The sequence below is a fragment of the Evansella sp. AB-rgal1 genome, assembly GCF_041820985.1.
Taxonomy (GTDB): Bacteria; Bacillota; Bacilli; order Bacillales; family Salisediminibacteriaceae; genus Evansella.
Map to the genome: position 1 here is coordinate 109,538 of NZ_JBGUAU010000013.1, position 19,157 is coordinate 128,694.

At 35.5% G+C, this 19,157-nt stretch carries 14 protein-coding genes, 1 pseudogene and 1 riboswitch; of the genes and pseudogenes, 11 read left to right on the forward strand and 4 right to left on the reverse strand.

The genetic code is table 11. From position 1 onward, the window contains the following. Positions 1–107: 107 nt before the first annotated feature. The 3 genes from ACERII_RS12780 to ACERII_RS12790 all read right to left on the reverse strand — a co-directional run bounded on the left by ACERII_RS12780 (position 108) and on the right by ACERII_RS12790 (position 3,001). Positions 108–1,856, reverse strand: coding sequence for a methyl-accepting chemotaxis protein (locus tag ACERII_RS12780; RefSeq protein ID WP_373642751.1), 1,749 nt, complete (start codon positions 1,854–1,856; stop codon positions 108–110). A 313-nt stretch (positions 1,857–2,169) separates the two neighbouring features. Then, positions 2,170–2,523 carry a response regulator gene (locus tag ACERII_RS12785; protein WP_373642752.1) on the reverse strand — a complete coding sequence of 118 codons (354 nt, stop codon included), beginning with the start codon at positions 2,521–2,523 and terminating at the stop codon, positions 2,170–2,172. Between the two features lies 1 nt (position 2,524). Next, on the reverse strand, positions 2,525–3,001 hold the full coding sequence (locus ACERII_RS12790) for a chemotaxis protein CheX (RefSeq protein ID WP_373642753.1): 477 nt from the start codon (positions 2,999–3,001) through the stop codon (positions 2,525–2,527). Between the two features lie 92 nt (positions 3,002–3,093). After that, a riboswitch (cyclic di-GMP riboswitch) is annotated at positions 3,094–3,177 on the reverse strand. A gap of 339 nt (positions 3,178–3,516) precedes the next feature. On the opposite strand from ACERII_RS12790, the pseudogene ACERII_RS12795 reads away from it, so the two are divergent. Beyond that, positions 3,517–3,636: pseudogene (locus tag ACERII_RS12795) on the forward strand (hypothetical protein); the annotation flags it as partial. On the opposite strand, the gene msrA reads toward ACERII_RS12795, so the two are convergent. After that, positions 3,601–4,131: a peptide-methionine (S)-S-oxide reductase MsrA gene (msrA, locus tag ACERII_RS12800; RefSeq protein ID WP_373642754.1), complete on the reverse strand. Its 531-nt coding sequence runs from the start codon at positions 4,129–4,131 to the stop codon at positions 3,601–3,603. The pseudogene ACERII_RS12795 and the gene msrA sit on opposite strands and share 36 nt — an antisense overlap. Positions 4,132–4,571: 440 nt before the next feature. Between msrA and ACERII_RS12805 the strand changes: the two genes are divergently transcribed. The 10 genes from ACERII_RS12805 (at position 4,572) to ACERII_RS12850 (ending at position 19,115) form a co-directional block, all read left to right on the forward strand. Further along, entirely contained in the window at positions 4,572–9,158 is a 4,587-nt protein-coding gene (locus ACERII_RS12805; protein WP_373642755.1) for an AAA family ATPase, read from the forward strand. 256 nt (positions 9,159–9,414) lie between these two features. Continuing rightward, positions 9,415–10,107: a YveK family protein gene (locus ACERII_RS12810; RefSeq protein WP_373642756.1), complete on the forward strand. Its 693-nt coding sequence runs from the start codon at positions 9,415–9,417 to the stop codon at positions 10,105–10,107. A 20-nt stretch (positions 10,108–10,127) separates the two neighbouring features. Then, positions 10,128–10,820 carry a CpsD/CapB family tyrosine-protein kinase gene (locus ACERII_RS12815; protein ID WP_373642757.1) on the forward strand — a complete coding sequence of 231 codons (693 nt, stop codon included), beginning with the start codon at positions 10,128–10,130 and terminating at the stop codon, positions 10,818–10,820. Positions 10,821–11,451: 631 nt separating this feature from the next. Next, positions 11,452–12,336 (forward strand): UTP--glucose-1-phosphate uridylyltransferase GalU, encoded by an 885-nt coding sequence (gene galU, locus ACERII_RS12820; RefSeq protein WP_373642758.1) that lies wholly within the window; start codon positions 11,452–11,454, stop codon positions 12,334–12,336. Positions 12,337–12,354: 18 nt separating this feature from the next. Beyond that, a complete protein-coding gene (locus ACERII_RS12825; protein WP_373642759.1) occupies positions 12,355–13,689 on the forward strand; it encodes a UDP-glucose dehydrogenase family protein in 1,335 nt (444 codons plus the stop codon). 44 nt (positions 13,690–13,733) lie between these two features. Then, positions 13,734–14,417 (forward strand): sugar transferase, encoded by a 684-nt coding sequence (locus tag ACERII_RS12830; RefSeq protein ID WP_373642760.1) that lies wholly within the window; start codon positions 13,734–13,736, stop codon positions 14,415–14,417. A 27-nt stretch (positions 14,418–14,444) separates the two neighbouring features. Beyond that, positions 14,445–15,380, forward strand: coding sequence for a glycosyltransferase family 2 protein (locus tag ACERII_RS12835; protein ID WP_373642761.1), 936 nt, complete (start codon positions 14,445–14,447; stop codon positions 15,378–15,380). Between the two features lie 14 nt (positions 15,381–15,394). Next, complete coding sequence (locus ACERII_RS12840) at positions 15,395–16,540, forward strand: glycosyltransferase family 4 protein (protein ID WP_373642762.1); 1,146 nt, start codon at positions 15,395–15,397, stop codon at positions 16,538–16,540. A gap of 27 nt (positions 16,541–16,567) precedes the next feature. Then, entirely contained in the window at positions 16,568–18,001 is a 1,434-nt protein-coding gene (locus ACERII_RS12845; RefSeq protein ID WP_373642763.1) for a hypothetical protein, read from the forward strand. Next, positions 17,982–19,115: a glycosyltransferase gene (locus ACERII_RS12850; protein WP_373642764.1), complete on the forward strand. Its 1,134-nt coding sequence runs from the start codon at positions 17,982–17,984 to the stop codon at positions 19,113–19,115. Before ACERII_RS12845 ends, ACERII_RS12850 begins: the two co-directional genes overlap by 20 nt. Positions 19,116–19,157: the final 42 nt, after the last annotated feature.

A 19,157-nucleotide genomic window follows, 5' to 3' on the forward strand; every position in this document is an offset into this window, starting at 1 on the left:
TTTCCTGTGTGAAATGAAGAAAAGGAAGCAGAGAGAACCGTCCCCACTGCTTCCCACTGCATCAAAGAAAAAGAAGCAGAGAGAACCGTCCCCACTGCTTCCACTCTCTATATTTTAAACTTCTGAATCTGTGTTTGTAGATCGTCTGCTAAAGCAGATAAATCTTGCGCAGAAGCAGAAATCTCTTCCATGGTAGCTAACTGTTCTTCCGTGGAAGCTGAGCTTTCTTTACTTGAAGCAGCACTTATTTCAGCTATCTCTTTTACACTTTTGGAGCTCGTTACTATTTGATCACTAACAGCATCCATCTCTTGAACCGAGGCAGCGACTTCCTGTACCTTTGATGTAACCGCATGAATTAACTCCTTTATTTCATTAAAAGCAGTTTTTACTTCATCTGAAAGTGTAATTCCTGTTTTCACTTTAGCAGTTCCGTTATTCATAAACTCTACAGCACTTTTCGACTCTTGTTGGATTTCACTTAACATCCCAGTAATTTGAGTCGCAGAGTTTCTAGATTCTTCTGCCAATTTTCTAACTTCATCAGCAACAACCGCAAAACCTCTACCGTGTTCACCTGCTCTTGCAGCTTCAATGGATGCATTTAAAGCTAACAGGTTTGTCTGTTCAGAGATACCAGTGATAATATTTACTATACTGCCTATTTCCTCCGACTTATTGTTTAATTTGTTTATTACAAGAGATAAATCTTGGACAATCTCTGCGATCACGTTCATTTGTTGGACAATGCTATATACTTTTTCTGACCCATTTATCGTAGAATCATTTGCTTTTTCCGTAACAGAAAGCATATCATTACTATTATTGGAAATTTGTTGTAGTCCTGCTGATAATTGTTGAATAGAGTTTGTAACTACATTAATGCTATCTAATTGGTTTATTGCTCCTTCAGCAGAGTTTTGTGCTAAGGTATTTACCTGTTCTGTTGCAGATGTGCTTTGTTCTGCACTTGCACTTAGTTCTTCTGCGGATGCGGACACGTTCTCACTCGTTAACGTTGTACTCGATATAAGTGCTTTTAAATTCTCTTGCATTTCATTAATTCCATCCGTCAATAGAAGAAACTCATCTTTGGATTTTACAGTAACTTTTTCGCCAGTCAAGTCGCCTTTCGCTATATCTGATATACGTTGTAAGACTGTTCTAACTAGTTTTTCTATGGTATTTCCCATCACTGTAGCGATTGCTAATGCAATAACCAATGCTATGATAAAACTAATGACCAATATATTCGTAATAGTGCTGTAAGTTTGATTACTCACATCTACAAGCTGCTCTGCATGGCTTTCTGTAATTCTAATAAAACTATTTAAGTTATAAATGGCGGTGCTATACTCTTGGTCGCTGAGAAGAATTCCTTCTTCAGCACTTTCAAAATCTCCGCTTTGCATTATTTGGATATTATTTCTGACTCTCGTATTAAAGATTCCCCAGGATTCCTTGAAGTTCTCGAAGGCTGTTCCCATTTCCTCCGTCATATTACTATCTTCTATTCGAATAACTAAATCATTTATGAGGTTAAGACGATGAATCGCTTGTTCTGCGATCGAGCTATCCTCATTTAGAGATGCCGTTAGCATGATTGTTTTAACATCACCTGAATATTGTGCTACGTAAACGAGGTTTGTTACAGGGATAACTCCTTCATTATAAATGTCATTACTTCCTTTGTTAACTGCCCCAAAACCTATGTAAGAATAACCTCCTAATAGAAATATCATAAGAACGAAAACCAAGTATGTTAGTAATAATTTGGTTTTTATCCTCTTGTGTTTCCCCTTATTAGGTCTAGACTTTGTAACATTAATTCTCTTAAAACGAAATCGCTTTAACATTATCTTGCTCCTCTCATAAATATATGGAATAAAAATACATATTTTTAAAAAAATGGTATACGGTATAAGTCACAATAATGACTTTACATGAGTAAAACATGTAGGGCAATAGGACTATTTGTTGTATATAAGGGGAAATACAATAGAGGAGGTTTTTCCATATTCATGTATCAACGTTATTGAAACGCCAGCATTTTGTATAAAAAGCTCTCTATAATCTAAAACGGAAGCAGCATATCAACCGCCCCCGCTGCTTCCTGTTGGCACATAAAAAGAAGCAGCAAGAACCGTCCCCACTGCTTCCTTGGTTTCGTTATAAAAATTTGTCTATTGCTTCCTTTATTCGAGTTGCATTGAATGGTTTAACGATGAAGTCTTTTGCTCCGTTTTGGATTGCTTCTAATACCATGCCTTGCTGGCCCATAGCGGAACACATGATGATGTTTGCATCTGGGTGTGATTTTTTTATTTCTTTTAGTGCACTAATTCCATCACGCTCTGGCATTGTGATGTCCATTGTGACTATATCTGGTTTTAATTCGTTGTATTTATGGATGGCATCTTCGCCGTTTTCTGCTTCTCCAACAACTTCGTGTCCAATCTTCGTTAAGATGTCTTTTAGTTGCATTCTCATGAATTTTGCATCATCTGTAACTAGAATTTTCATATTACATCTCCTTTGCTGTCATAAATAAAATGTTAAATCTGTTGTTATCTACCTCAACCGAGAGCTTTATCGCATTTTTGAACGCTGTATATTTAGATTTTCCAACGATAACGGTAGGTGGAGAGATGTTTAAGCTAAAACTATTTTGAGATAAAGTTGTTACCATGTGTCCAGAAATTTGATTCCCTAATTCTCCTACAAAGGACTCAAGCATTTCTCCTTCAAGTTCCATTCCATACATCACTTGTGCGATAGAATTAAATGCTGTTTCTTCACCCTCGATTAAAATTTGTCCACTAAAATCCCCAGTGATACCAATAATTACACCTAAATCGGATTGATGATAATCTTTTTGAATTAAAACGGGAGGATTAAATGAAAGGTTGGCTGGAATGACACTTTTTATGCTACTGATCATTCCGTTAATACTTTCCTTGATTATGACATTCTGTTTCTCTGCAATTATTGTTTCTGACATAAGATCACGTCCTTTTTTTAATGTGTTTTTCAAGTAGAAGCCAAAAGAAATAGTATGCCTAAAACAGGCATACTTAAGGAGTGAACCAGTTTTTTGGCAACTCGACCACCATAGTTTTTAACCTTAGGCTCGTAGCTTTGCGTCCTTACCTTTCGATAAGTTTGCCTTTATCATTTTCGATTAATTATTATATTTATCGTATAATAACATGGGACATAAGTCCATCTTTTTTTTACAATATGAGATAAAAAGTAGATAAAAAGTCTCGGTGTAATAGAGCGTATTGTCGTTTTCTATGTAGGGTTATATATTGGAAGGTGTCAGAATGGGTATATAGTTCTAAACGGATGATTTGTACATTAGACTAAGAGATGTTTATGATAGACTCAATGATGAACCAGAATTCCAAAATCGAGGTGTTTCTACATGATTATTCAATGTAGGAAAAAGTTACTAGACGAGCTACGCCAGAGGTAGACAATAATCGGGAGGAACAACCTCTTACGACGTGGAATGCTAACTTACTTACAATAAATCGTAAGAAAACAGTTGTCCTTGTGAATGAGGAAGGAAGCAGTGAGAACCGTCCCCACTGCTTCCTAGTTTTTGCTTTCGATAAACTCTTTTCGCCCTGACTCTTCCACTTCTTTCTTATAATGAAGGGGATTTTTTTTGTAAAAATCCTGGTGATACTCTTCCGCAGGGTAGAAGGTACTAGCTGGGAAAATATCAGTGACTATTGGTTTCAAAAATTTACCGCTTTTTTCCACTTCTTGCTTCGATTTCTCGGCTAGCTGCTTCTGCTCTTCTGTGTGATAATAAATAGCTGTCTTATACTGCTCGCCTCGGTCGATGAATTGTCCACCTTCATCTGTTGGATCAATATTTCTCCAAAAGATGTCTAACAAATCTTCATATGGAAATAAGCTTGTATCGAACGTGATTTGGACAACCTCACGATGACCACTCGTGCCTGTTTTCACTTGTTCATACGTTGGATTTTCTATATGTCCACCTGTATATCCAGAGATGACGTTATGAATTCCGGGGAACTGGTCGAATGGCTTCACCATACACCAAAAGCATCCCCCGGCAAAGGTTGCTAGTTCTATCTTTGTTTCGTTACTCATTTTATGTTCACCTCTATTTCTTTGTAGTTAGTTTAATATTATCTCAGTGGTATTACAAGTGGGAGGATTATAGCTAGGGAAGTCAGTGCACACATAGTTCTTTTGCTGTTAAAACTAGTATGTAAGTATGCAAGGTAGATTCAATCATATACTTTTCTTCGACATATTCTACATCCGTCAATATCTAACATTTTCGATCTCTTTAACCTGGAAAAAGCTAGACGAAACACTATCTACACAATTTTCAAAATTTTTTAGAATGTAAACGCTTAACTCGAAAAAATGTTTTTCTTTAACTAATTATCTGTGCTAATATTCTATATATAGCACAGATTAGACAAAAAAACCTACTTAAAGAACGTGTTGCTTCTTAATAGGGTTACATACATGTAATGTAGTGAAACGTTTTTGTTTTTGAAAAATTAGCTGGGGGAATATGGATGGAAAACGATGGTTACTTTGAAAAAGAAAATATACTCACAGTCGGTGATTTTTCTTTTATTCGCTCTATTCACTCAGCTAGTAGTAGACAGGTCATCATCAGAAAAGGCTCGAAAGGAATAGAATTAGAAAGAGAATGTCAGGAATGGCTAGAGTCGCAGTTACCTAATATTCTTAATCCAATGACAATTCATAATGAAGAGCTTGTGTTTGAACATGTAGACGGGAAATCTCTTCGATCGCTGTTAAATTTAAAAGAATTAACGTTGGAAAATATGTTGAGTATATCTCTTCAACTTGTGGAAACACTACAATATTTTCATATGCAGAATAAGCCAAACGTTACAATCGTAGTAGAACAAATCATCGTTGACTCCAATAAACAAATAAAGATTTTACCGATTCCATATCTTGATAAAGAAAATAATGAAAAGTTTCAAACACCTGAAACCATTCTAAACACAGCTATGACCAACTCTGAGTATAGTTCTGATTTATATAGATTCGGCTTGTTGCTATATGAACTATTTACAAATGGAAAGCATCCATTTACCCGAATTAAGAACCCAGATTGGAAACACTGCCATATTGCTGTAATGCCTACTCCTGTATCGAAAATGAATCCTGAAATACCGAAAATGATTAATAATATCGTGATGACTTTACTTGAAAAAGAACCAAAGAACCGGTATCAAGACACTAACCATTTGGCCAAAGATCTATTAACTTGCTATCAAGAATTAATTGCGAAAGGAACCATACAACCATTCCGACTTTGTTCAAGAGTAAGCAAAGGTAACTATGAAATTCCAAATAATTTTTATGGAAGAGAGAAGGAAGTAAAGGTATTGTATGATCACTTTCAATCTGCTGCATTTGGAGCAACGGAAGTAGTATATGTTACTGGAGCAGAAGGTATTGGAAAAACAACGTTAGTTAATAAACAATTTAAACGAATTATTCAGAATCGATCCTTTTATATTTATGGAAAATGTACTCCAAATAATAATGGAACACCGTTCGATTCGTTGGTGGATGCATTTCGAGATTTAGTTAGACAGATCTTAATGCAAAAAAATGACCAGGTAGCCATGTGGAAAGAGAAACTTCTAAAAGCATTAGGGAAAAATGGTCAAATTATTACGAATGTGATACCAGAATTAGAATCCCTCCTTGGGAAACAGCCTCCAGTGGAAGTTCTTACTGGTCAAGCTTCAACGAATCGTTTTTTTATCGTGTTCCGTCAGTTCGTTCAAGTGTTTACAAGTGAGAATCAGCCGTTAGTTTTATTTTTGGACGACATACATTTTGCCGATTTTGCCTCTCTTCGCCTTATGTATTCCTTGTTAATAGATCCGAATACTACAAGATTTATTGTTATTGCTGCTTTTACAACTGAGGCGGTGCAACCTTTTGAAAGATTAATGAAACGCTATGACAATCTGAAAAAATATGGAGTGTCTACAACACAAATTGAAGTAGAGTTTTTATCTATCAACGAAGTAGAACAATTCGTAGCAGACACATTAGCGTGTGATAGATCTGAATGTAGAGGGCTTTCTCAACTTATTTATCAGAAAACAGGCGGATCTCCATTATATATGAAAGAAATGCTTCGTTTACTTCATAAAAACCAATGGATCGAATTTAATTTCTATTCAAATAAATGGACGTGGATGGAAACCGAGATTCAGTCGATTAAAGACCAAGAACATATACTCGAATATATGGAAAAAAAAATTCGATCTCTCCCTATGGAGGATTTGGAAATTATGAAAATTGCCGCCTGTCTTGGAAATCAGTTCTATTACAGTGACCTTCTCCATTTTACCAGTTCCAAGCAACAGGAGGTTACAAAATCGCTAGAGAATTCAGAAAAGGAAGGGATTATCCTTTCTCTCGATACATCAAATGGTCAGCAATGTTATCATTTTTTTCACGAGAAAATTCATGAAATAGCATATTCATTGGTTGAAGAGATGGAGAAGCAAGTACTTCATCTGACAATAGCTAGATACTTAATGGATAATCAATATGGTTCTGATAAAGATCTGTTTCATTTAGTAAATCATTATAATCATGGGGCAACGATAATAGAAGATCCTATAGAGAAGGAAATGCTTTTCCAGTTAAACTGTAAAGCGGCAAAACTTGCCGAGACTTCAACTGCATACGAAACGGCAGCATATTATTATCGTCATGCAGTTACTTTTATTGATGAAAATAAATGGAACGAGAATTTTGAGGGGTGTTTTTCGTTATATCTTGCTTTGTCCAATATGGAGTATTTATCTGGGAATCATGAACTGGCTTTATGTATTAATACAGAATTACTGCGAACAGCAAGGAATTGGGAAGAAAAGGCCCAAGTATATAAACATAAAATAATGAAATCTATAACTAGAGGCGATTATTCTCTAGCATTAGAGCAAGGAATTATATGTTTAAGGGAAATAGGAATTGATATCCCTTGTAAACCTAGTGAAATAGATGTTAAACGAGAGAATATTCATGCGAGAGTAAGGTTTCCAAACGGATTTAAGTTCCTATACGATATTCCTGAGGCTACCGATGAAAAAATGAAACTAGCGATGGATATTATGTTTTTGATGTTAATCCCTACGTTTTATATTCAGCGAAATTCATTCAAGATACTTGTAAATAAGTTTATGGAGCTAATATTACAATATGGAAAAACGGATATATCTCCAGCTGTTTTTGCCTATTATGGCCTTTATCTAAGTACAGAGTTGAATGACATGCAAAGAAGTTATGAGATTGGAAATATTGCAGCTGAGTTAGCTGAGAAATATGCGACACCTTCCGTTATGTGTAAAACATATGTATTAGTTGGTGGAAATATATGCAAATGGTTTGATGATAAGCTTAAAGGGGAATCTTACCTTTCTAAAGCGATTGACTTAGGAATAGTAAGTGGAGACTATATTCATACTAATTTAGCTATTACAACGAGTATTGCTAACATGTATACTCATGATTCATTATTTAAAGTAGAAGAAAGTAGTGACAAATATTATACGTTATTTCATAAAACAAAAGATGATTTTTCCAAAAATGTAATGAGATGCTATAAACAATTTGTTCAATGTTTACAAGGGAAAACAGATCAACCGATCACTTTAAATAATGAACAATTCCATGAGGATGTGTTTTTGGAAAATGTAAAACATGATGAAAGATCTGCTGTTACCATTACTCAATACTATACATTTAAAGTTCAAATCTATTACCTAAATGGACAATATAAAGAAGCACTTCAGTATGCTGCACTAGCTGAAAAATATATGAAAAATGTTCCTTTTCTTCCTCATTATGGAGAGTTCTTGTTTTATAAAGCATTAACTATATTGCGATTTTGGAAACATATGGATGGGGAAGATCGGAGGCAGTATCTCACAGAAATAAATATCATTTTACACAAATTCAGTGGATGGAGAGAATATAATAAACGGTACTATGAGCATAAGGAATGGATTTTACGAGCGGAATATGCAAAAATGCAAGAATATTACGACAAGGCGGAAATCCTTTATGAACAAGCTATAAAATCAGCAACAGAAAGTGGAACTGGGTGTAATGTAGCTATTTGCTTAGAATTAGCAGGATCTTTCTATGAAGAGATTGATAAGGATCGTTTAGCAAAGCAATGGATAAAGGAGGCTGTATCTGAATATAGAAAATGGGGGGCAACTCTGAAAGCAGAGAATCTAGAGAAAAGATATTCTCATTATTTCACACTTATGAAAGATGAAAACTTAATCACTTCACAAATGGTAAACCAACTATCGTATCAAAAAGAATCTGCATCAATGGTAAACATAAGTACAATATGGAAGGCAACAGAAACATTATCTCAAGAAGGGGATCATTTTCACACTTTAAGGGAATTAATGATTTCTATTAATCGCGAATCTTTAGCGGAAAAGGCAGTGCTTTTAAAAAAAGAGGGAGATTTGATTGTCGTAGTAGCAGTAAATAAAGGATCAAACGAGTTTTCTATCCAATCAGAGGAGTTGGAGAAAACTAGGGATGTACCACAAGAGATTGTTCGTTATATTGCACGTACACATCGAGATTTCGTTATTGAGGATGTATCTAATGAGGATCAGTATTACCATTATCCTTATTTTAGAAGGCAACTTCCAAGGTCTGTCCTTTGCTTACCAATCATGTTGCACGGGGAAGTAAAGGGAATTCTTTATTTAGAAAATCGTTGGATTGCAAATCTTTTTTCTAAGGAAAAAATAGAAATTGCTAGATACTTATGTACTCAAGCTATGTTTATTTCTACTTGTATAGATGCTTTGCAACCAGAGAAACAAGAAGTAGAAAAAGAAAGACAGCATTCAGATTTGATTCTATATGATTCTTTGACTGAGAGAGAATTAGAGATTCTTCAACTGATGGCTGCCGGTATGTCTAATGAGGAGATAGCAAGAAAACTAAAATTAAAGATTGGCACAGTGAAAGTGCATAATCATAATATTTTCTCCAAGTTAGATGTGAATCGTCGAACAAAAGCAGTATATAAAGCAAAAGAGTTAAAGTTGATCGATATTAGTTAGGAGCTGGCAGTTTGATCTAGTTTGAACATTTCATGAAAGCCTGTTATGAGCAAAAGCTCATAGCAGGCTTTTATGCTGTGTGGTGAGTTGCCGAGATTCTCCCATTTTTTTATTGTTTTGTAGGAATATTGATGAAGTTTGGTCTAACTATAACTTTAGATATATGTGTGTACTCGTCTAGATATTGTATAAAAGTATACAAGAGTGGAGAACTGATACGAGTTTTCAAAAAACATAAAGGAAGTTGAGGGACGTTATGAAAGAGATGAATTCATTTAAAGAAATCTTGTTAGCGATGAAAAAACGTTTGTGGCTTATTATTATTATGGCGATTGGAGCAGGGGCCGTTAGTGGTTTCTATACAAACTATTATGTTACACCAGTATATCAGACAAGTTCGCAATTTCTTGTTAGTAATTCTGGTGAAGGGCAGACTGCTTATGATCCTGGTCAATTAAACACGAATATTCAGCTCATAAGTACATATAACGAAATTATCCGAAGCCCAAGAATATTAGATATTGTATCAGAAGAACTGGGCACTTACGTTTCTGCTGGACAAATCACTGTAAGTAATAATAGAAATTCCCAAGTAGTACATGTAACTGCATTTGATTCTGATCCAGGTCGTGCAATAACTATAGCAAACACTACGGTTGAAGTATTTCAACAAGAAGTTCCTAAGCTGTTACAAGTGGATAATGTAAATATCCTTTCTGTCGCAACAAATGCATTTAAAGTATCACCTAGTCTGATTACGAATGTTAGCATCGCAGTTGCACTTGGACTAATTCTAGGTGTTGGGATAACATTACTTTTCGAATTCTTTGATAACACTATCAAATCAGAAGAAAGTATTGAGGAATTATTAGACTTACCTTTACTAGGAGTAGTATCTCATTGTGATCATAAAGCAAAACCGGTTCAGGAAAAACCAAGAAGTGCATAACAAGAAAGAGGTGTGTAGGAATGGCAAAGAAAAAGAATTTGAGACAAATGACGTCTCTTGTTGCAATGACTAATCCCAGATCTCCTATTTCCGAGCAATACAGGACCATTCGGGCAAATATTGAAAATGCGATGATGAAAATGGATGTAAAAACGATCCTTGTAACATCACCGGGTGCTGGGGAAGGAAAAACAATGACATTAGCTAATTTAGCTGTTGTATTTGCAGAGCAGGGAAAAAGGGTATTGGTGATAGATTCCGATATGCGTAAACCGAGTCTGCATCTTAGATTTAGCAGTGGAAATTCCCCAGGTTTAAGTAATGTTCTTACTGGTGAAAATAAGCTGGAAGAGGTAATTAGGGAAACGGGAGTTCATAATCTGAACTTAGTACCAAGTGGCGGGTTACCCTCTAACCCGTCAGAGCTATTAAGCTCCAATAGGATGAAAGAACTTTTAGATAAGGCCAGTGATATGTATGACCTCATTCTGTTTGATTCCCCACCTAGTCTCTATGTAGCGGATGGTCAGGTCCTTGCAAGGTATTGTGATGGAGCAATCATTGTTTTGAGAAACAAGCAGACGGATTATAAGGCAGCTATCAAGACAAAAAATCTCCTTGATAATACAAGTACTAGCATACTAGGAGCAGTATTAAATGACCAAGAAAAATACAAAATGGATCACTATTATTCAGCAATCCCCATGAAATAAAAGGTAGTAGAAATATGATGGAAAGTTCTGATGTTATTCCCTTACTTCTTGCGAGCTTACAAACATATTGCTAATAGAATCAAAGCTTTTAGGGCGATCCAAAAGGTGAAAAAACCTTATGGATCGTCTTTTTATTATGCAATATTATGTCGTGCAAACATTCTGTTCTTTCGTAGAAATCTATGAAATTTCGATAAAAACAAAGGGTAATCTGCCAACAGAGAGACTACTCTTTTATTCTTTTCTTAGCAAAAATGAGAATAATATAGGAAAAATTGTTAATGTAACCGCTTACTATAACTTTGGATATATGGTTTATCACTTTTGCTTTGATATAAATAACACATCACTATGAATCATCGAATTCAAAACATAGTATTGGCATGTTAGAACACATAAGCAAGTGATTTAGGATTTTTCTACATATCTAATTAATTTTAAAAAAAGTTCGAAGTGAAGGTGATGTCTCCTAACCTATATCAATGGAGGTACTCGGTCATGCTGTGGGTTGGATTCTAGTTCAACCTTAGCACAAGTTTGCGTTAGTGTGATGTGAGGGAGGGTTCAATGCCCATTTACATAATTTAATTCACATATAAGTATTTTATCTATTTAAAGGAGGAACTTGATTATGAGAAAAGTGAAAAAGGCAATTATTCCTGCAGCGGGACTTGGTACACGATTTTTACCAGCAACAAAAGCAATGCCTAAGGAAATGTTACCTATCGTTGATAAACCGACCATTCAATATATTGTAGAAGAAGCGGTAGCCTCCGGAATAGAAGATATTATTATCGTAACGGGTAAAGGAAAGCGCGCTATTGAAGATCATTTTGATAACTCCCCAGATTTAGAAAGAAGTCTTGCTGAAAAAGGAAAGTTAGATCTACTTGCGAAGGTGGAGTACTCTTCTAACCTTGCAGACATTCATTATATTAGACAGAAGCAACCGAAGGGATTAGGGCATGCAGTTTGGAGTGCTAGAAACTTTATTGGCGATGAACCATTTGCAGTATTATTGGGTGATGATATTGTCCAAAGTGATATTCCGTGTCTAAGACAAATGATTGATCAGTATGAAGAAACAGGCGCATCTATTATCGGTGTTCAAAAAGTGGGAGATGATGAAACACACCGATACGGAATCATCGATCCAAATACTATCGAAGGTCGCCGTTATCAAGTGAATAGATTTGTAGAGAAACCTGCACCGGGAACAGCACCTTCTAATCTAGCTATCATGGGGCGCTATGTTTTTACACCGGAAATTTTCCGTTTCCTAGATAAACAAGAAATTGGTGCTGGTGGGGAAATTCAACTGACGGATGCTATTGAAAAGCTGAATCAAATTCAACGAGTATTTGCATATGATTTTGAAGGCAAGCGCTATGACGTTGGGGAAAAATTAGGATTTATTAAAACAACCATTGAATTTGCATTACAGGATAGAGAAATTGGTGCAGATGTAGAGCGAATACTAAAAGATCTTTTAACAGAGCCAGTATTGAAACTGTAGTTAGTAGGAGGCTAGTTAATGAATATTGCCGTGGTTGGAACAGGTTATGTGGGCCTTGTTACTGGTGTAAGTCTCTCAGAAATAGGTCATAACGTCATTTGTATAGACATTGATGAACGAAAAATAGAACAACTAAAGTTAGGAATTTCTCCCATCTATGAACCTGGATTGGAAAAATTAATGACGAAGAACATGAGCAAGAATTCACTAACATTTACAACGAATCATCATGAAGGGTTTACACATGCGGATGTGATTTATATTGCAGTTGGTACTCCCGAGAAAGAAGACGGATCAGCCAATTTAACCTATGTTGAACAAGTTGCGTTAGATATAGCAAGAAGCATAGAGAAAGATACCGTAGTAGTAATAAAAAGTACGGTACCTGTTGGAACAAGTGATCATGTGAAAAAATTGATCGAAGACAATCTATCATCTGGCATAAACATATCGATGGTATCCAACCCAGAGTTTTTGCGTGAAGGTTCGGCTATCCACGATGCATTTCATGGAGATCGAATCATTATTGGAGCAGATTGTGTGAAAGCAGCTTCTATAGTAGAAGAAATGAACAAGCCATTTGGAGTACCCGTGTATAAAACAGATATTCGAAGTGCCGAAATGATTAAGTATGCTTCCAACGCATTTCTTGCTACGAAGATTAGCTTCATTAATGAAATATCGAATATATGTGAACGAGTGGATGCGAATATAGAGGAAGTTGCATATGGAATGGGCCTTGATCAGCGAATCGGATCTCAATTTCTGAAAGCTGGTATTGGTTATGGAGGATCTTGTTTTCCAAAAGATACGAAAGCATTAATTCAAATTGCGGGGAATGTTCATTACGATTTTGAGTTGCTAAAAGGTGTTGTTACCGTAAACAAGAAGCAACAAATGCTTTTATTGGAAAAATTAAGTGGAATTTATCCTTCTTTCGTTGGAAAACGAATTGGTGTTTTGGGATTAGCATTTAAGCCTAATACAGATGATATGCGGGAAGCACCTTCCATCACCATTATTGAAGAATTAGTAAAGCAAGGGGCAGAAGTTATTGCCTATGATCCTATTGCGTCAAACAATGCTAAGAAGCTGTTAGAGGTAGAAATTGCCTATGCAGATACAGAAATGGATGCAATAAGAGATATGGATGCAGTCCTCATTTTAACGGAATGGGATGAAGTGAAGCGATTAGAGCTTTCGTGTTTTCGAGAGATGAAGTCACCTATCGTACTTGATGGACGAAATTGTTTTTCTCTAGAGGAAATGAAAGAACATAATATTGATTATTATTCAATCGGTAGAAAAGCTGTGATTTGTTCAAAGAAAACGGAATTATCCCAATTATATTAAGTTGTATAGACAAACTAACTTCTAAAGAAAGTTGGTGAATTCGATTGCCTTCTGTGAAAGAAAATGTGGCTGTTCAAACATATAAAGATGTTGGACACAAAGAGATTAACATTCAAAAAAGTATTTTTTATGTTGCTTCAAAAAGAATTCTAGATGTAGCTTGCTCCTTAGTTGGGCTTTTTTTATTACTACCACTCATCCTTGTTATAAGTCTACTAATAAAGGTGGAAGACAGAAGAGGAACGATTCTTTTCAGCCAGACAAGGATAGGGAAAGATGGTAACACATTCTCTATGTATAAATTCCGTTCCATGGTTTCGAATGCGGAGGAATTAAAAAACTCCCTTCTAAAGAACAATGAGGTAGATGGACCTGTCTTCAAAATAAAAAATGATCCAAGAGTAACAAAAATCGGTAAGTTTATTCGAAAAACAAGTCTTGATGAGCTACCGCAGTTGATCAATGTGTTAAAAGGAGAGATGAGTTTAGTTGGACCCAGACCCCCGCTACCCGAGGAAGTCGCACAATATAATAGTTACGAAATGCAACGCTTGAGTGTTCTTCCAGGATTAACATGTTACTGGCAGGTAAGTGGAAGAAGCAACCTTAGTTTTGGAGAATGGGTAGAGTTAGACCTTAAGTATATAAAGGAAAGAAGCATGCTTGTAGATTTGAAATTAATATTCAAAACATTCTTTGTATTGTTTGGATCTAAGGGAGCTTATTAGTATTTCCGATTGGATGGCGGTGTGAAAATGAAAACTTCTGTCATTATACCTACGTATAAGCGGACAAATGATTTGAAAAGATGTCTAGATTCGTTAAATAATCAAACAATGTTACCGGATGAAGTCGTTGTAGTCATGAGAGATGTAGATGTGGAAACATTGAATTTTATGAAAGATTATGTTCCTAAGAAATACTATATTACCGAAGCATATGTTTCGATACCTGGCCAGGTAGCTGCTTTAAATCAAGGATTAGAAATTAGTAAAGGAAATATTGTTTGTATCCTAGATGATGATACAGCTCCTCGACCATACTGGTTAGAAAGAATTGTTGCTAGATTTAGTGAATCAGAAGACATAGGTGGTGTTGGTGGTCGTGATTGGGTACACCACGGAGATAAAGTAGAAGCAGGAATGAAAAGGATAGTTGGGAAAGTTCAATGGTTTGGCAGAGTCATTGGGAATCATCATCTTGGGTATGGTGAGGTTAGAGATGTGGATGTTCTAAAAGGGGCAAACATGAGCTATCGAAGAACTGCGATAGAAGGACTATGGTTCGATGAAAGACTGCTTGGGAAAGGTGCACAAGTGCATAACGATATGGCCTTTAGCCTTAGTGTACGTAAAAAGGGCTGGAGATTAGTGTATGATCCTGAAGCAGCGGTAGATCACTATCCAGCACAGAGATTTGATAGTGATCAGCGGGGGAGTTTTAATGAGGAGGCATATTATTTTGGCGTATATAATGAAACATTGATAATGTCCGAATATTATTCTTCATTTGGAAGAAGGTTTATGTTTGTTATGTGGTCCATATTAATTGGAACTTCTGATAGACCAGGTATCGTTCAATTATTTAGGTTATTACTAAAAAAACAACACTATATATATAAGAAGTTTCTTATAAATTTTAAAACGAAATTTTTCACTCAAAGAAAAAGAAAAAAAGCTCTATTGTCGTAAAAAGGAGTTTTTATATGAAGAAAAAATTGGCGATCGTTGCACACAATATAAATAATCGTGGCGGTATGGAGATTCATTTATCCGAAATGATTAAAAGAAAGAGAAAAGACTTTGACATAACTGTTATTGCAACGGAATTTACAGGTAATTATCCAGATGTACATTTTATTAAAATTCCCATACCGCAAAGACCGGTGTTCTTAAAGAGTCTTTTATTCACCTTCATTACTAGTTTCATACTTCTCATGAGGAAATTTGACTGTGTACATACAACTGGTGCGATTGTTTTAAATCGTGTTGATATTTCTACCGTTCATTTTTGTCACAGAGCATATAACAGTCTTGGATATAATGATCGCGTTCATGGTGCCAAATCCTTTGCTCATAAAATAAACACATGGTTTCAAGGGAAATTTGCATTACTAATGGAATCCATATGTTATCGACCGAATCATATACCACACTTGATTGTTGTTTCCGAGCATGTGAAGGAAGAAATACTAACTCATTTTCAATATACGGAAGACCAAGTCTCCATAGTTTATAATGGCGTAGATACTACTACGTTCAAGCCAGCGACCGAGGAAGAAAAAAGAGAATATAAGAAAATGAATGGAATACCAGAGGATGCTTTGGTATTTGTTTTTGTTGGCGGAGATTGGTCACGAAAAGGTCTAAGGATAATTCTTGAAGCATTTGAAGGACTAAAAAACAAGTATCCTCAACTTCAAGCGAAGATATTAGTAGTGGGAAAAGGTGATGCCAAGAAGGTGCTTGAGGGATTTGGTAACAATGTTTCTGACCATGTTATCTTTCAAGGATTTCATGAGAATCCATCATTGTTTTACAAGATGTCAGATATCTATGTACTACCTAGTCTTTATGAAACTTTCAGTATTGCTTCTCTAGAAGCGGGTGCATGTGGATTACCAGTTGTTATGACCAAGGTTGGAATTTCTAACATTGTAGCTGAAGATGGAGTGACTGGTTTCACTGTGGAAAGGGAGAAAGAATCGTTGCAACATGCATTTGAAAAATTAGCATTAGATGTTTCATTAAGAGAAAAAATGTCCAAAGAAGTACGACTACGTTCCGAAGCAATAACGTGGGATAAAACATATGAATTATTTATGCACCACTATAAACGGTTAGTGACATAACAATGGTAGAACAGAAGGTGAGAGTTAATGTCGTATGTATTAATTAATAAAAGGTCTATTATACTATATTTTTTAATGGTATCTAGTATTTTACTGATTGGAAGACTTACTATAAATCCAGGTATGATAAGAAATCTCCTTTTTCTATCTTTGTTTTTAGTTATGTTAGGTTTGGCATTATATTACCGAGAAAGAATCATTGGCCTAATGATTGTGTACTTAGCTTTTATGGGTTTCTTTCGAAGAGCATTGATACCAATAGCAGGATGGAGTGGATTTGATCCTTTATTAATCATAGGACCTGGATTAACGGTTATTCTTGCACTTCTTTTACTATGGGAGAGAAAAAATAATCCATCAATAATGAAAGAATCTCCAGACAAATTAATGAACATTTTGTTTGTATTTGGATGTTTTCAAGTTCTAAATCCTTTATCTGGTGGTCCTGTAGCAGGTCTCATTGCTTCGATGTATATACTTGTTCCGTGGTTATGGTTTTATCTTGCTTTTTATAAATTCAATAGAAGTTCTATTAAGTCAATGATGAATATCATACAAGTAATAGGTACAGTTATTGCAGTATATGGAATCTACCAAACCTTTTTTGGAATATTGCCTTTTGAAATGGCGTGGGTAAATATCTCAGGTTATGCAGCTCTATACTTAGCGGAAGATACGGTAAGAGCATTTGGAACCTTTGCTAGTGCTCAAGAGTTCGTTTACTTTATCATGTTAACATGTATGATCGCTTTTGCTAGAATCTTTACAGATGAAAATAAGTTTATGCACATATCAATCTCAGTGCTTACTTTTAGCGCCGTTTTCTTTGGTGGATCTAGAACGATTATCTTTTTTATGTTCGCTGCAATGCTCGTGATATTAATGTTAGTAAGTAGGAACATTATCGGAAGAATAATTATAACATCTTTTTCTATATTAGCAATGAGCTTGTTATGGTTTATACTTCCTAGAATTAATCCTGCTTGGTTCGGTGTAGCAGAGCCAATAATTGAGCACGTAGTTGCAGGCTTAACTGATCCATTATCAGAGGAACTAACAGGTATTGGTCATTTGGAACGATTTGCAGATGGAATGATGTCAATATTTAGTAATCCAATAGGATATGGGATTGCTTCAATAACAAAAGCGGCAGATAAATTATCGGGATCAACAGCGATGTCAACTGAAGTAGATATTTCTAATATGATTGTAGCTTTAGGTGTAGGGGGAATCATCTATAGTTTAGTAATCTTTTTTACAATTTATAAGACAATCACTTTAGTGAATATAACAAAACGTATGGAATATCTAGCAGTTTTGGCTGTTTTTGTTGGAAGTTTAGGTCAGTGGATTAATGGTGGATTTTACTTAGTTCCCATCATTATTTGGGCCTTTGCGGGATGGATACACAAAGAATATAAAGAAGTGAGAGGCGATAAACGTGCATTTAGTAGTAGTTAGTCATGCCTGTGTTACAGATGTAAATCAGCAAGTCTACTGTGAAATAGAACAATTAGGGCATCGAGTAGACATCATTGTTCCTAAGAATTTTATCGCTCCTGGCTTAACAACAGAACCAATAAAAGTTAGAAGATGGCCAGACTTTAAAGGTAGAATTATTGAAGTTCCTATCGTGTTAAATAATAGTATTCCACTACATTTTTATAAAAAAAGCTTAAAGAAAATAATAAGTGAACTTAACCCTGACGCTATTTATGTAGCGGAAGAACCATATTCGCTTAGTTGTTTCCAAGTAATAAGGAACTCAGTTCCACTTAAAAAAGCGATAGGTTTTTATTCTGCACAAAATATTAACAAAAATTATCCTTTTCCAATAAAAAAAATGGAGAATTACGTTTATGATCGATCAGCACTAGCCATTAGCATTAGTGCGGATGTTACGAATGTTTTGAGAACAAAGGGATATAAACATTCTATTTGTGAGATCCCTTTAGGAGTAGATGAACAACATTTTCAAATTAGTTGTGAGCAAAAAATGGAGGCAAGAAAGGAATTATCCATACCAAACGAAGCTTTTGTTGTAGGATTCGCAGGAAGAATTGTAGAGGAAAAGGGAGTAGATGTCCTGTGCCACGCGATGAAAACATGTAATGAAAATAACGTTGAGATGTATTTATTAATCGTTGGTAGAGGTCCTTTACTTAAAGATATAAAGATATTAGTTACAGAACTTGAATTAACGGATAGCGTACGTTTTGTTGATAATGCCTCACATACGGATATGCCAAAGTGGTTTAATTGCATGGATGTTCATGTGTTACCTTCCAAGACGAAATCAAATTGGAGAGAGCAGTTTGGTAGAGTCTTGATAGAAGCAGCCTCATGTGGAGTACCCTCTATTGGAAGTACTTGTGGAGAAATACCAAAGGTGCTTAAAACGTTGAGCATGGATTTGGTGTTTGAAGAAGGGAACGTAGAAGAATTAACGAGATGTTTACAAGAAGCATATCAGACTAGTTTTAGCGAAGAAGATATTAGAAGTGATGTTATTGCTAGTTATGGGAATAAAGGGATTGCGAATAAGTTAGTTGAGGCGTTTGAAAGAGTGATATAAATCTCTATGAAGGGAGGGGAATACACTGAAAGTATTAATTAA